This is a genomic window from Atlantibacter sp. RC6, assembly GCF_014193285.1.
Taxonomy (GTDB): domain Bacteria; phylum Pseudomonadota; class Gammaproteobacteria; order Enterobacterales; family Enterobacteriaceae; genus Atlantibacter.
In genome coordinates, this window is sequence record NZ_JACHZE010000009.1 from 128,152 (window position 1) to 142,956 (window position 14,805).

The window sequence follows — 14,805 nt, forward strand, 5'->3', positions numbered from 1 at the left end:
TGTGAGCTACGAAAATTTCGTCAACAGTATGCAAAACAGCGCCAGGCGCGGCATGGGCTACCTGGCGCAAATCCGCCAGCGGTTCCCGGCGGCGGTGCTGGATGAGGAATGGCAAACGGCGGACCAGCTCACCATTACGGTTAAAACCGATGCATTGCCGGAGGTGGTGGAGTTTATTTATTACCAGTTGAACGGCTGGCTGCCGGTACTGTTCGGCAATGACGAGCGCCCGCTCAACGGCCAGTTTGCGGTGTATTACGTGCTGTCGCTGGAAGGCCAGGAGAAATGCTGGATCACCGTGAAGGCGTTGGTCAGCCCGATCACCCAGGAGTATCCGTCCGTGACGCCGCGCGTACCGGCGGCGGTCTGGGGCGAGCGCGAAGTGCGCGATATGTACGGCCTGAAACCGGTGGGGCTGCCGGACGAACGCCGTCTGGTGCTGCCGGACGACTGGCCGGACGATCTCTACCCGCTGCGCAAGGACACCATGGATTATCGCCAGCGCCCGGCGCCGACCACGGAAACAGAGACCTATCCGTTCGTTAACGAAGCCACCGGAGAAACTCGCGTGGTGCCGATTGGCCCGCTGCATATCACCTCCGATGAACCGGGCCACTTCCGGCTGTTCGTCGATGGCGAACAGATTGTCGATGCCGATTACCGCCTGTTCTATGTCCATCGCGGCATGGAGAAACTGGCGGAAACCCGCATGGGCTATAACGAAGTCACGTTCTTATCTGACCGCGTGTGCGGTATCTGCGGCTTTACCCACAGCGTGGCCTACGCCACCTCCGTGGAAAACGCATTAGGAATTTATGTGCCGCAGCGCGCCCACACCATCCGCAGTATTTTGCTGGAAGTGGAGCGGCTGCACAGCCACCTGCTGAACATCGGCCTGAGCAGCCACTTCGTCGGCTTCGATACCGGCTTTATGCAGTTTTTCCGCATCCGTGAAAAATCCATGACCATGGCGGAATTGCTGACCGGGGCGCGTAAAACCTACGGTATGAACCTGATTGGCGGCGTGCGCCGCGATATCAATAAAACCCAGCGCCTTAACACCCTGAAACTGGTGCGCGAAATGCGCGTTGAATTCCAGAATCTGGTGGATATGTTGCTCAGTACGCCGAATATTGAACAGCGTACCGTGGGCGTCGGCGTGCTGGACCGTAAAGTCGCCCGCGACCACAGCCCGGTGGGCCCGATGATCCGCGCCAGCGGCTTTGCCCGCGACGTGCGTTTCGACCACCCCTTTGCCGATTATGGCAATCTGCCAAAAACGCTGTTCACCATGGACGGCGGCGACGTGTTCTCCCGCGTGATGGTGCGGGTGAAAGAAGTGTTCGACTCGATGGCGATGATTGAATACGCGCTGGATAACCTGCCGGAAGGGGACATTCTCACCGAAGGCTTTACCTATCAACCGCATAAATTCGCGCTGGGCTTTACCGAAGCGCCGCGTGGCGAAGATATTCACTGGAGCATGCTGGGGGATAACCAGAAGCTCTACCGCTGGCGCTGCCGCGCGGCCACCTACGCCAACTGGCCGGTGCTGCGCTACATGCTACAGGGCAATACCGTCTCCGACGCGCCGCTGATTATCGGGAGCCTTGACCCCTGTTACTCCTGTACTGACCGCATCACGCTGGTGGATGTGCGTAAACGCAGCGTCAAAACCGTGCCGTATCAGGAAATTGAACGTTACGGGATTGCGCGCACCCAGTCGCCGCTCAAGTGAGGACTAAACGATGCTGAAACTGTTTAAAACCATCCTCAAAACGGGCGAAGCCACGGTTAAGTACCCGTTTAAACCGCTGGATGTCTGCCCGGGTTTTCGCGGCAAACCGGTGTATAACGCCGAACAGTGCATCGCCTGCGGTGCCTGTACGGTGGCCTGTCCGGCGAATGCGTTAACCATGGAAACCAACACCACTACCGGTGAGCGGGTGTGGCAGATTTTCTATGGCCGCTGCATTTTCTGCGCTCGCTGCGAAGAAGTGTGCCCGACCCGCGCCATTGTGCTGTCGGAAGAGTTTGAACTGGCGGTAACCCATAAAGCCGATCTCTACACCACGGCGGCCTTTACGCTGCACAGTTGCCCACAGTGCCATCAGCCGTTTACCACCAAAAAAGCGCTGGCGCTGACACTCGACTTACTGGCCCAGTCCAGCGGCGATCCGCACACGGTAGAGGCGCTGCGCGGCGTATACGAACGTTGCCCGAGCTGTCGTCAAAAATACAACCTGAGTACCAACGGTTCACTGCGTATGCGCCAGATTGCCGTGGGAGAAAAATCATGAGCCTGCCAGACATTAAGGTGAATCATCACGTCAGCCAGCCAATCCAGCTGGATGAACAGGCGGCGAAGCTAAAAAGCACTCTGCTGAAGGATATTCAGCGTTCCGCCTATGTCTATCGTGTGGACTGCGGCGGCTGCAACGGCTGCGAAATTGAGATCTTCTCGGCGATTACCCCGCTGTTCGATGCCGAACGCTTTGGCATCAAAGTCGTCGCTTCGCCGCGACATGCCGATATTTTGCTGTTTACCGGTGCGGTGACCCGTGCGATGCGCGTCCCGGCGCTACGCGCTTATGAATCCGCGCCGGACCCGAAAATCTGCATCTCTTACGGTGCCTGCGGCTGCGGCGGCGGAATATTCCACGACCTGTACTGCGTGTGGAGCGGCAGCGAATCAATCGTGCCCATCGATGTGTGGATCCCCGGCTGCCCGCCGACGCCTGCCGCCACGCTGTACGGCTTTGCGGTGGCGCTGGGGCTGCTCGATCAAAAACTGAAGGGCGAACAATATATTGAGGCCATCGGTGAAAAAGCGGCGCTGATCCTGCCGGAAGTGCCGCTGGCGACTCGCGTCATGATTGAACGCGAAGCCCGGCGCATGGGCGGCTACTGGCAGGGGCGGTTGATCAGCGATGAGTTTTTAAAACGCCTGCATGGCGCATCGGTGAGTGACGTTGCGCCGCGTTTATCCCAGTGGCTGAGCGAAGAAAACGATCCCCGACTGCGGGAAATCGTTCAGCGTCTGGCCGGGCTGTTACAGCAGGGAGGGCAGCATGGCTAACACCCGTCCGCCGGAAGTGGTGTTCTGGTCGCTGCGCCAGAAATTCGTCGACAGCGATGACGACGTACCGGAAGAAGCACAGCAGGTGATGTACTACTCGCTGGCGATAGGGCATCACGTCGGGATGATCGACTGCCTGAAAACCGAACTGGTTTGCCCGCTGGCGCAGTATCAACAGTGGCTGGCGCTGCTGCCGGAAGGGGAGGCCAGGCGCAAGTTGCAGGGGCTGCTGACCTTTGGCGAAATCACCATCGATTCCACCCATACCTCGCTGCTGGCAAACGCCCTTGCGCCGCTGCGCGATACGGCTGCCGAGCCGTTTAACCACTGGAGCGCCACGCTGGTCCGCCTGATGGGCGATATTGTGCGTGAGCCAGCCATCTATCTGATTGTGAAGAGGAAACCATGAAACCTTCAGAAATCAACGGCGTGGTGTTAACCGTTGGCAACAGCATGATGGGCGATGATGGCGCGGGGCCGATGCTCGGGGAGAAAATGCTGCGCGATCCGATCCCTGGCTGGACAGTCATTAATGGCGGTACGGCGCCGGAAAACGTTGTTCATCAGGTGCGCGCGCTGGCTCCGGCGCGAGTGGTGGTGGTGGATGCCACCGACATGGGGCTAAACCCCGGTGAAATTCGGGTGGTGGACCCGAATGATATCGCCGAGATGTTTATCGTCAGCACCCACACCCTGCCGCTGACATTTCTGATCGACAGCCTCAAGGACGATGTGCCGGACGTGACATTTATCGGCATTCAGCCGGATATTGTCGCGTTTTATTTTCCCATTTCCCCATTGGTGAATGACGCGGTAGAGCGCTTGTATCAGCATCTGGAAAACTGGCAGGGGCCGGAGGAGATTGAGGCGCTGGTGGTGGAAAAGGAATCTGAGGGAATATAAGTTTTTCTTTGATGAGTCGTCTGCCGGGGATATTCCCCGGCATTATTGTCTTAAAAGTCTCTTACTCAAATTTCCCGCGCCGATATCCCCAGCCTCTGCATCCGTGATAACAGCGTGCTGCGCTTTAACCCCAGCCTTGCCGCCGCGCCGCGCGGGCCAGCGACAATCCCGTTGGTTTCCCGCAGTACCTGAATAATACGCTCGCGCTCGGCGTCGTCATGCTCTGGCACCGGCGGGGTGATCATGGCTGGCGTAGAGCGCGGCGCGCGTACCGGCGCAGGCGGTTCGGCAGGAAGATAATGGCGCAGCTTTTCCAGCGGTAAATGCAGCGTATTGCCCTGGCTTAATATCACTGCCCGCTCAATCACGTTTTCCAGTTCGCGCACGTTACCCGGCCAGGGCAACTGGCTGAGCAGGCGCATCCCTTCGGCAGAAATGCTGTCGATATTGCGGTTCATCCGCCGGGAAATCTTTTGGGTAAAGTGCTTCGCCAGTAACGGAATATCTTCGGGGCGTTCGCGCAGCGGCGGGATCAGGATCGGAAACACGTTTAACCGATAATAAAGATCGCTGCGGAATTCGCGATCCAGCGATTTTTGATGCAGATCCTGATTGGTGGCGGCAATCAGCCGCACGTTCACCGGGATCACCCGGTTGCTGCCGAGCCGTTCGATTTCGCGTTCCTGCAACACGCGCAGCAGTTTCGGTTGCAGCTCCAGCGGCATATCGCCCACTTCATCCAGGAACAGTGAGCCGCCTTCCGCGCGTTCAAAGCGGCCAATATGGGTTGAGGTGGCGCCAGTAAACGCGCCTTTTTCATGGCCAAACAGATCGCTTTCAATCAGCGTGGCGGGGATGGCGGCGCAGTTCATTTTTACCATCCGGTGGCCTTTGCGCTGGCTGAGATTATGAATCGCCCGCGCCACCAGCTCTTTGCCGGTGCCGGTTTCCCCGAGGATCAGGACGGTGCAATCGCTTTGCGCCACCATCTCGATTTGGGTGATCACCTCTTTCATGGCCTGGCTTTGATAGATGATCTCACTGAAATGCTCTTCGCTGCCGATCTGCTCGTTAAGCCAGATGTTTTCAATTTCCAGCGTTTCTTTCAGACGATTGATCACGCTATAGGCGCTGGCGTTATCCACCGCGATGCTGATACGCGCTGCGATCTGTTGCAGTAAATGAAGATGATTGCCCTGAAACATCCCCCCGCTCCGGTGGGCCAGCATCAGTACCCCCTGAGGCTCATGGCCAAATTGCAGCGGCAGCAGGCAGACATTATTCAGCCCGTTGCGGGTCGCGCGGGTAAGCAGGCCATCTTCACGAACCTTTTCATCCTCACTATTTAATTGCATCACGCACAGCTGCGGCTGCGCGCCGCTTTGTGCCAGCAAGGTATCCTGCATAGCGATATATTCGCGCTCGCACACCAGCGGGGCGCCTGGCACATACCAGGTCGAGTAGAGATCGAAGCGCGCATGGCGCGAATCGGCGTCCAGTAGCGCCATGCCAATGTAATCAATGCCGAAAAAACGGTGAATCTCTTTGGACACTTCCGACACCAGCGCGTGCATATCCAGATGAGAGATCACCGAGTTAGTGGTATCCACCAGAATACGAAAGTGATCGCGTTCGTCACGCAATTGCCGACACTCATTCTGCAATGCCTCCTGGGCCAACAGATGCTGCAAAAGAGCGGCAACAGGCGGGCATAGCTGGCTGAGCCAGCGCTTTGCGCTATCGCTAAAGGGTTTCTGCGCCGGGGGAATAAACAGCAAGCGACCCAACAGCGCGCCATTCCCGTTGAGCGGTTGAATAAAGGCGTCTTTAGGCTCGTCGTGGGGAGTCGAAAACAGATTGTCCTGCTTTGCGACGTTACCCTGCGCGTTACAGTGCCAGCGGACATGCGGTAACTGGAGTTCCAGCGCCGCAGGAGGATATGTCAGTGCCGGATGGCGGATCAGTGTCTGTAGCAGACCGGGAATATCGCTTTGTAAAAAAAGCGATTGCGATATTCGCAGAATACTTTCCTGCTCAGAAGAAGAGGTCTTCACGTTTTCGGAGGCCATTGTCACATTCATCACCCTGATGTCAGGCGAAATAAGACATTAAAATTTCACCATTAAAAAAATTATACCGTTGTGACTCATTATTTTGAATGTGTCATGTCAGGTTATTCCGCCATACCTCTGATAATTATTCTCATTTTCTTTGTTTTCACGCGTATTTGCTAAGCAGTTCAAAACTTCAGGTTAATGAGAAATGAATGGTACGGATTATGCATAAAGACAGTTGATGCTGTCTCTCTTTTAAATCCGATATGATGGTGATCAACATGAGCGATAATAATTTTTTTGATTTGCGTCTGCCTGCGGAAATGGCAAAGGTAGCTGAACAGGCCGGTTGTTATAAAGCAACAAAAAAGAAATCCCTGTCTTTTTTCCTGGCTATTACCGCCGGTGTCTTCATTGGCCTGGCTTTTGTTTTTTATATTACGGTGATTACCGCCAGCCCGGCGAACGGATTAACAAAACTGGCGGGCGGGTTATGTTTTGCCATGGGGTTGATTCTGGTCGTGATTTGCGGAGCCGACCTGTTTACCTCAACAGTATTGACCGTCGTCGCGAAAGCAAGCGGTTTGATTACCTGGCGGCAACTTATTGTAAATTGGGTCATTGTTTATCTTGGCAATATGGCAGGCGCACTGTTTCTGGTGGCGCTGATCTGGGGGGCCGGGCAGTATATGGCCATCGGCGGGCAGTGGGGATTGAGCGTGCTCACCACGGCGGATCATAAGCTCCATCATACGTTTATTGAAGCGGTTTGCCTGGGGACATTATGTAATCTCATGGTCTGTCTGGCGGTCTGGATGAGTTATTCCGGGCATTCGCTGACGGATAAAGTTGTGGCAATGTTATTTCCTGTCGCTATGTTTGTTGCCAGTGGATTTGAGCACAGCATTGCCAATCTTTTTCTTATTCCGATGGGTATTGTTATTCGCTATTTTGCGCCGGACGCATTCTGGCATTCAACAGGAATGAGTGCCGAACAGTTTCCTGCGTTAACTGTGCATGATTTTATTATTAATAATTTAATACCGGTAACGATTGGCAATATTATTGGCGGTGGCGTGTTGGTAGGGATCACTTACTGGGTAATTTATCTTAATCCGGTTAATCAGCGGCATTAATTTACGTGACGCATCGCGATCAGACAAAAATGCCGTATTAAATATCAGCAGTTTTGTCACGGAAATATATTTCAATGATGCGTGCGTGGGAAGGGCGCATGGTTGCCAGGCTTTTTATCGAAATCTGTTCGACATTTCTGCCGAAAACCCATATTGAGAATGCTCTTCGGCGGAGATGAAAATTAACCATTTGATATTAAAGAATAAAAAAAACACTTCAGCCTGGCACGCTGTTTGCTTTTCGCTTTGGCAATGTGAGGGACCGGCAGTGTCCGGTTAACAATAACGAAGACTCAGGAGTGAGCTGATGAACCGGTTCATCTTTGCGGATTCCAATAAATGTATTGGTTGCCGGACGTGTGAAGTAGCTTGTGTTATGGCACACGGGGACGGCGATATCACGCAGATAACGCAGTATCAGTTTTCACCGCGCATTCATGTGGTGAAAGGCTTTAGCGTCAGTACGGCGGTGATCTGCCGACAGTGTGAGGACGCGCCTTGTGCGACGGTATGCCCGAATGCCGCTATCACGCGCAGGAACGACTTCATCTATGTCGATCAACAAAAATGTATTGGCTGCAAAACCTGCGTGGTGGCGTGCCCTTACGGCACCATGGACGTGGTGACAAAGGTTATGATTCACGACGACCACGCGCTCAGCAACGGTCTGAATACCCGCGCCCAGGCCAATAAATGCGATTTGTGTCATACCCGCGATCTCGGTCCCGCCTGCGTTGAAGTATGCCCGACCAAAGCGCTGGTGGTGATGGACAGAAATGTCGTCGCTCAGATGGTGCAGGAAAAACGCCGCCGCGCGGCGCTCGATACGTCAGTCTCAGGATCGTTGTTAAACTTTTGACTCCCTGGTCAGGGGAAAAGGTTACGCAATGGAAAAATCATTGCTGTGTGCCCGTACGGCGTCAGCACGTTGACGGCGCGGCGCGGGCAATCGCGTAACGCAGGAAATAACAAGGCGGACTGCGGTCCGCCTTAGGGTGTCAGAATGCGCCGTGGTAGAGCGCGACGATATCATCCAGCGTGGCTTCACGCGGGTTGCCGCCGGTGCAGACATCGGCCAGCGCAGCCTGGGCCAGGTCCGGCACATCTTCTTCCCGGGCGCCGACATCGCGCAGCGAGGCCGGAATACCCACATCGCGGTTAAGCGCTTCCACCGCGCCGATAGCCGCTTCCCGCGCCTGCGCAATATCCATGCCCTGGACGTCCACACCCATCGCCCGGGCAATATCACGGTACTTCTCACCGGTATAATCGGCGTTATAGCGCATCACGTGTGGCAGCAGAATGGCGTTCGCCACGCCGTGCGGCGTATCGTAAAACGCGCCTAACGGGTGCGCCATGCCGTGTACCAGCCCTAAACCGACGTTTGAGAAACCCATCCCGGCGATGTATTGCCCGAGCGCCATCTCCTCCACCGCGGCGGATTCGCCTGCTACCGACTGACGCAGGGAGCGGCCAATAATTTCAATGGCTTTAAGATGCAGCGTATCGGTCAGCTCCCATGCGCCGCGGGTGATATAGCCCTCGATGGCGTGGGTCAGCGCATCCACGCCGGTGGCGGCTTTCAGCGCGGCGGGCATACCGTCCATCATATCGGCGTCAATAAACGCCGCCAGCGGGATGTCATGAGGATCGACACAGACAAATTTGCGGCGGTTTTCTTCGTCGGTGATCACGTAGTTAATGGTGACTTCGGCGGCCGTCCCGGCGGTTGTCGGGATAGCGAAAATCGGCACACTGGGATTGCGGGTTGGGGCGACGCCTTCCAGGCTGCGCACATCCTCATATTCCGGGTTAGCGATAATAATACCGATGGCTTTGCAGGTATCCTGCGGGGAGCCGCCGCCCAGCGCGATCAGGTAATCCGCGCCGCTCTGGCGGAACGCCGCCAGACCCTGCTGCACGACCTTGATCGTGGGATTGGGCACCACATCGGAAAAAATGTGGTATGCAAGACCTGCGCTGTCGAGCTTGTCGGTGAGTTTCGCCGCCAGACCGCAGGCGACCAGGGTATTGTCGGTGACAATTAACGCTTTGTGATAATCCCGACGCTTCACTTCGTCCGGTAGCGCATTCAGCGCGCCACGTCCAAACCATGAAGTTTCATTAAGAATCATTCTGTTAGCCATAACGTTTGCTCCTGATAAAGTCTGCCTGTTACCGGGCTCGCTACGCTTCGACCCGCAGGCCATAGGTTTTAAATTTCTCCAACACTATGGCGATTTCTTCATCATCCAGTACCGGGACCGGATCAACGATGGCTAACGTTGTCAGATAAAGTCGCGCCAGCACTTCCACCTCATGGGCCAGCCACAGCGCTTTATCAAGATTCTCTTCGCAGGCAATCAAGCCGTGGTGTTGTAACAGCGTGGCTTTGCGATCTTTTATCGCCTCCGCCACGTATTCAGAGAGTTTGCGTGTGCCGAACGTGGCGTAGGGCGCGCAGGGGATCGAGTTACCGCCTGCTGCGGCGATCATGTAGTGAATGGCGGGGATCGGGCGATTTAAAATCGACACTGCCGTGCAGTTCACCGCATGGTTATGCACCACCGCATTGGCGTCGGCGCGGGTCTGGTACACCACCTGGTGAAAGCGCCATTCGCTGGAGGGCAATTTGCCTTCTTCATGACGGCCTTCGGCATCGACAAAGACAATGCTCTGTTCGGTTAATTTCTCATAGGGAATACCGGTGGGGGTAATTAACATGCCGTCGCGATAGCGCACGCTGACATTTCCCGCCGTGCCCTGGTTTAATCCAAGACGCGTCATTTCAAGACAGGTAGTAATAATTCCACGGGCCAGCTTTTCACGTTCCATCTTTCTTCTCCGAATCGGTAAAACATAAATTTGGATATGGGGAGCCGGGCAAAGCCCAAAGCGGCTTTGCCTGACGTGTATTCAGCGATGTTTTTTTAAAATTATTATTGGCGCTTAATTAATTTCATCGTCACCTGTTCAGTGCGTTTGACCGGCGTGCCGTCAATCGCCTGCTGCATTAAATCGAAGGCTTTTTCCGCCCAGCTGTCTTCATCCTGCTGCATTGACCAGACGTTATTGGATAAAAATCCCAGCATCGGATGTTCGTCAAAGGTGCCGATATTAATATCCGGCGGAATGCCGCCACACTGTTCGCGCAGCTCTTTAATCGCCCCTTCCAGCACCGGCAGCGACGAGGCGATAAATGCCTTCGGCACGCCGTGTTCGGCGATTAAGTTTCTCATCATCTGCGCGCCGCCTTCCGGCGTATTATCCGGATCTTCCGCTACCCATGACGACGCCAGCTGGTGCTGTTCCACGGCATGTAAATAACCGGCCAGGCGGTCATGAATACTGGGAAGTTGTTTGTCGCCCACTAAAAACCACAGCGGCGCATGGCGGGCGTTGAGCATGGCATCGGTAAGCGTCACGCCCCCGGCGAAGTTATTACTTTCCACCAGCGCGTTATCGGTGAATTTAAAATCGCGGTCCAGCAGCACCAGCGGCTTTTTCACCTGGCGCAAATGGTGCTGCTGATTTTCCAGTGTGGCTGGCGCAATAAATAAGCCATCCACATTGCGGGCGATTAACGCTTTCACCAGCTTATTTTCATAATCGACATCGTTATAGGTACAGCTGATCATCAACTGGTATCCCGAACGTCGGCAGCGCAGCTCGAGTTTCTCGGCGAGGGTGGCGAAAAATACGTTCGAAATACAGGGGATAATCAATCCCAGGGTATCGGTTTTATTTAATTTCAAACTGCGAGCGGAATGGTTAATGGTGTAGCCATAACGCTCGACATATTCGTTGATTCTGGCCTGTGTTTTTAAACTGATGCGATACTGCTCCGCTTTCCCGCCCAGCACTAATCTGACGGTCGTCACTGACAAATTCAGGTCGGTCGCAATCTGTTCTACGGTTTTGGCCATCTGCCCTCGTCCCACACCATTGATAAAGGCTTATTATAATCAAACACATCGACTTCCATTAGACGCTCATCAAGCTATTTAGCTGCTGCTGCTGATCGAAAAGCGCCAGGTACACCTGGTATTTGCGCTGGTGGAAATCGGCGGTTTGCGCGCGTGGACGAATAATCTCCCCGGTTTGTACCAGCGCCCGGCAGGCGGCAGGAATATCCGGCCAGGCCCCACAGGCAACCGCGCCGCAAATTGCCGCACCCAGCGTGACGGCATCTTCTTCACTGATGAGCTGGATTTCGCGCCCGGTGATATCGGCGTACTCCCGCAGCCACAGCGGATTATGGGTTGCGCCGCCGCACAGGGCGATCCCGGTGATGCGATGCCCGGATTGCTCCATGGCGTCAATAATATGGCGCGTACCGTAAGCGATAGCCTGTAGCGTCGCCAGATAAAGCCGCGCCAGCGCCGGCTCGCCGCGCTCAAGGGTTAAGCCAGTGACGCTGCCGCGCGCATCCGGGCGGGCGCGGGGCGAACGGTTGCCGTGGTGATCGGACAGCACATGGAGCTGACGCGTCGGAAAAGGCTCCCGGCGTTCCAGTTCTTCTACCCAACGGTTCACCAGCGCCACCGGATGCAGGTTTTCCGCCTCGGCTTTCTGCTTCAGCCCTGCGCTTTCGCCCTGCTGTTGCAGCGTCCAGTCGATGAGCGCTCCGGCGGCGCTCTGGCCTCCTTCGGTCAGCCACCAGCCCGGCAGCATTGCCGACCAGTAGGGCCCCCAGACGCCCGGGGTTTCGATACGCTGTTGATTGACCAGCATATGGCAATTTGAGGTGCCGCTGATTATCGCCAGTTGCCCTTCGGGAGAGAGACCGGTCAGCGCCAGGCCGCCCGCGTGGGCATCAATGATGCCACTCGCCACCACCACATCCTGATGCAGGCCAAGCTGCTGCGCCGCCTGTGGGCTCAGGGTCCCGGCAGGACTGGCGACGTCAATAATACGGGCAGGGATTTTATCGGTAATATCGGCCAGATCCACCGCCGCCAGCATTGACGCGCTGAAGCGTTGCTCGTGGGCCAGGTAGTTCCATTTGCAGGTCAGGGTACAGAGGCTGGCCACATCATTGCCGGTGGCTTTCCACACCAGGAAATCCGCCAGATCGAAAAAGCGCGCCGTCTGTTGGTAGCGCTCCGGGAAGTGGCGCTTCAGCCACAGCACTTTCGGCAGTTCCATTTCGATGCTCACTTCACCACCGACAAAGCGCAGCGCGTCATCGCCCGTGGCGTTGATGGCGGCGGTTTCTTCTGCGGCACGGTGATCCATCCACATAATGATGTCGCGATCCGCATCGCCATCTTCCGCCACCGACACTCCCTGGCCCTGCGCATCTATCGCCACCAGCGAACAGGTGGCGTCAAAACCCAAAGAACGAATGGCCGAGGAGTCGACATCGGCCTGCTGCACCACGCTGTTGACCACCTCGCAGATACGCTGCCAGATCTCGCGGGATGACTGTTCAACCTGCTCCGCGCCGTGACGAAACTGCGAGATAGGGCGCGTGGCGAACGCCAGACGCTGACCGGCGGTATCATACAATCCGGCGCGCACGCTGGCGGAACCGACATCAACACCGACGAAATAGCCGTTTTGGGCCATGACTGCCTCCTGTGAACTCAATGCCGCCACGCACCGATAGCGTGACGGCCGGGGGATTATTTTTTCTTACCGAACGGGTGCAACAATTTATCCACCGCCGGATCGTCAATGTTGTCCATGCTGACATATTTAACGGGGATATCGATCACTTTCGCTACCGCTTTGCCGTTGATGGCGTAATCCAGCGCTTTAATGCCCTGATAGCCGATTTGGTACGCATCCTGTACCACAAATCCCTGCAAAACGCCTGCACGCAGAAAGCCGATAATCGCTTCGGTGCTGTCGAAGCCGATGACTTTCACTTTGCCTTTAATGCCGAGGCTGTCAACCGCGTTTGCCACGCCCAGCGTCGCCCCTTCGTTGGTGGCGTAGATCCCGGCTAAATCCGGGTTGGCCTGCACCATATCGGTGGTTTTATCCATCGCTTTTTGCGGGTCGCCATCGCTGTACTGTACGGGTAAAACGGTGATGTCCGGGTACTTCTCTTTCATTTGTTTGATGAAACCTTCGGAGCGTTCAATCGCCGAGCTGGTGCCTGCCACGTGAGCGATCACGCCGACCTTGCCTTTGTTGCCAATGGCGGCGGCCAGCGCGTCCGCCGCCTGCGCCCCGGCTTTCACGTTATTGGTGGCGACGAAGCTCGCCGGAATAGCGGAGTTAACGCCGGAATCGAAAGTGACGACTTTGATGCCGCGGCTGTTGGCGCTCTCTACCAGCGGTGCCAGGGCGTTGGCGTCCAGCGCGGCGAGTAAAATCCCGTCCGGTCTTTTCGCCATGGTGTTTTCCAGCAGCTGGATTTGCTCGGCGATTTGGGTTTCATCCGCCGGGCCAACAAAACTGGTGCTCACCCCCAGCTCTTTGGCAGCGGCTTCGGTGCCCATTTTCACGGTCTGGAAAAACTCATGCTGATAACCTTTGCTGACCACTGGCAGGGTGAGGTTTTTCGCCCATGCGGGGCTGGCAAGCACCGCCGCCATGGCTAACGCACTCAACAGATACTTGGTTTTCATAGGACTGACTCCGTTTCTTATTAGGTTTTGGTACAGGGGAAGATCCACATCGCTACAACGGATCGCTAACGCATTTTTTTGCGCAACGTGTCGAGATACACCGCAGCCACCACCACCACGCCCATGGCGACCATTTGCCAGAACTGGGAGACGCCCATCAGGTTGAGGCCATTTTTCAGTACGCTCATAATGAACGCGCCGATAATGGTGCCGCCAATCGTGCCCACGCCGCCCATCAGGCTGGTGCCGCCAATCACCACCGCGGCGATGGCTTCCAGCTCATAACCCACGCCGACGGTCGGTTGCCCGGAATTAAGGCGCGACGCCAGAATCACCCCGGCGATCCCGGTGAGCAGCCCGCAGAAGGCGTAGACAAAAATCTTCACCCGCTGCACTTTGATGCCTGACAGATGCGCGGCCACTTCATTACTGCCCACGGCGTAGACATAACGGCCAATTACCGTCTTCTTGAGGATCCAGGCGGCAATGGCGGCGATAATCGCCAGGTAGAACACCGGGTAGGGGAGGATGTCGAACAGGCGTCCCTGGGCCAGGAGTTTGAAAGTAGGGTAATCAGAGAAGTAAATGGCGCGCCCGTCGGTCATCACCATGTTGATGCCGCGCACCGACATCATCAGGCCCAGCGTGGCGATAAACGGTGGGATGGTCGCGCGCGTGACCAGCAGGCCGTTGACGCAGCCGCACAGGCCGCCCGCCACCATACCGGCAATGACGCAGACTATCAGCGGCATGCTGTACGACGCGCACAGGCCCACCACCACGCCGGAGAACGCCACCACCGACCCCAGCGACAGATCGATCCCGGCGGTGATAATGACGTAGGTCACGCCAATCGCCATAATGCCAATCACCGAGGTTTGCAGGGCGATGGTCATAATATTTTCGGTATTAAAGAAAAACGGCGAGCTAAAGCTAAAAAACAGCACCAGTAAAACCAGGCTTAATAAGGGTGCCAGGCGCATCAGCAGGGCTTTGTTTATTTTCCCTGATTTCACCGGCTGGCTGGAGGGCGTTAATGAGTCAGTCATGAT

At 55.9% G+C, this 14,805-nt stretch carries 14 protein-coding genes; 7 read left to right on the forward strand and 7 right to left on the reverse strand.

The window, feature by feature from the left end; genetic code table 11:
- Nucleotide 1 precedes the first annotated feature (1 nt).
- Genes FHW74_RS18140 through hycI form a run of 5 tightly spaced genes read left to right on the forward strand, consistent with a single transcriptional unit; the run spans nt 2 to nt 3,982 of the window.
- Entirely contained in the window at nt 2-1,738 is a 1,737-nt protein-coding gene (locus tag FHW74_RS18140; protein WP_370528049.1) for an NADH-quinone oxidoreductase subunit C, read from the forward strand.
- 10 nt (nt 1,739-1,748) lie between these two features.
- Nucleotides 1,749-2,300 carry a hydrogenase 4 subunit H gene (hyfH, locus tag FHW74_RS18145; protein WP_183171751.1) on the forward strand — a complete coding sequence of 184 codons (552 nt, stop codon included), beginning with the start codon at nt 1,749-1,751 and terminating at the stop codon, nt 2,298-2,300.
- Nucleotides 2,297-3,079, forward strand: coding sequence for an NADH-quinone oxidoreductase subunit B family protein (locus FHW74_RS18150; RefSeq protein WP_183171752.1), 783 nt, complete (start codon nt 2,297-2,299; stop codon nt 3,077-3,079). The genes hyfH and FHW74_RS18150 overlap by 4 nt, the downstream gene beginning before the upstream one ends.
- A complete protein-coding gene (locus FHW74_RS18155) occupies nt 3,072-3,488 on the forward strand; it encodes a formate hydrogenlyase maturation HycH family protein (RefSeq protein WP_183171753.1) in 417 nt (138 codons plus the stop codon). Before FHW74_RS18150 ends, FHW74_RS18155 begins: the two co-directional genes overlap by 8 nt.
- The gene (hycI, locus tag FHW74_RS18160) at nt 3,485-3,982 is read left to right on the forward strand and encodes a hydrogenase maturation peptidase HycI (protein ID WP_183171754.1); all 498 of its coding nucleotides are present in this window, start codon (nt 3,485-3,487) and stop codon (nt 3,980-3,982) included. The genes FHW74_RS18155 and hycI overlap by 4 nt, the downstream gene beginning before the upstream one ends.
- Before the next feature lie 65 nt (nt 3,983-4,047).
- On the opposite strand, the gene FHW74_RS18165 is transcribed toward hycI, so the two are convergent.
- Nucleotides 4,048-6,051, reverse strand: coding sequence for a sigma 54-interacting transcriptional regulator (locus FHW74_RS18165; RefSeq protein ID WP_221192456.1), 2,004 nt, complete (start codon nt 6,049-6,051; stop codon nt 4,048-4,050).
- A gap of 266 nt (nt 6,052-6,317) precedes the next feature.
- Between FHW74_RS18165 and focA the strand changes: the two genes are divergently transcribed.
- Together focA and hydN are read left to right on the forward strand one after the other, a co-directional pair.
- Nucleotides 6,318-7,172, forward strand: a complete 855-nt coding sequence (focA, locus tag FHW74_RS18170; RefSeq protein WP_183171755.1) for a formate transporter FocA — start codon at nt 6,318-6,320, stop codon at nt 7,170-7,172.
- A 307-nt stretch (nt 7,173-7,479) separates the two neighbouring features.
- Nucleotides 7,480-8,031: an electron transport protein HydN gene (gene hydN, locus FHW74_RS18175; protein WP_183171756.1), complete on the forward strand. Its 552-nt coding sequence runs from the start codon at nt 7,480-7,482 to the stop codon at nt 8,029-8,031.
- Nucleotides 8,032-8,170: 139 nt separating this feature from the next.
- Here hydN and fucO read toward each other — a convergent pair whose 3' ends face one another.
- From fucO to FHW74_RS18205, 6 genes are all read right to left on the reverse strand, one after another.
- Nucleotides 8,171-9,319 (reverse strand): lactaldehyde reductase, encoded by a 1,149-nt coding sequence (gene fucO / locus FHW74_RS18180; RefSeq protein WP_183171757.1) that lies wholly within the window; start codon nt 9,317-9,319, stop codon nt 8,171-8,173.
- Nucleotides 9,320-9,359: 40 nt separating this feature from the next.
- Nucleotides 9,360-10,007 (reverse strand): L-fuculose-phosphate aldolase, encoded by a 648-nt coding sequence (gene fucA, locus FHW74_RS18185; RefSeq protein WP_183171758.1) that lies wholly within the window; start codon nt 10,005-10,007, stop codon nt 9,360-9,362.
- Between the two features lie 104 nt (nt 10,008-10,111).
- Nucleotides 10,112-11,098 (reverse strand): LacI family DNA-binding transcriptional regulator, encoded by a 987-nt coding sequence (locus tag FHW74_RS18190; RefSeq protein WP_183171759.1) that lies wholly within the window; start codon nt 11,096-11,098, stop codon nt 10,112-10,114.
- Nucleotides 11,099-11,156: 58 nt separating this feature from the next.
- Complete coding sequence (locus FHW74_RS18195) at nt 11,157-12,743, reverse strand: FGGY-family carbohydrate kinase (RefSeq protein ID WP_183171760.1); 1,587 nt, start codon at nt 12,741-12,743, stop codon at nt 11,157-11,159.
- Between the two features lie 56 nt (nt 12,744-12,799).
- A complete protein-coding gene (locus FHW74_RS18200; RefSeq protein ID WP_183171761.1) occupies nt 12,800-13,753 on the reverse strand; it encodes an ABC transporter substrate-binding protein in 954 nt (317 codons plus the stop codon).
- Nucleotides 13,754-13,818: 65 nt separating this feature from the next.
- Nucleotides 13,819-14,802, reverse strand: a complete 984-nt coding sequence (locus FHW74_RS18205) for an ABC transporter permease (protein ID WP_183171762.1) — start codon at nt 14,800-14,802, stop codon at nt 13,819-13,821.
- Nucleotides 14,803-14,805 lie beyond the last annotated feature (3 nt).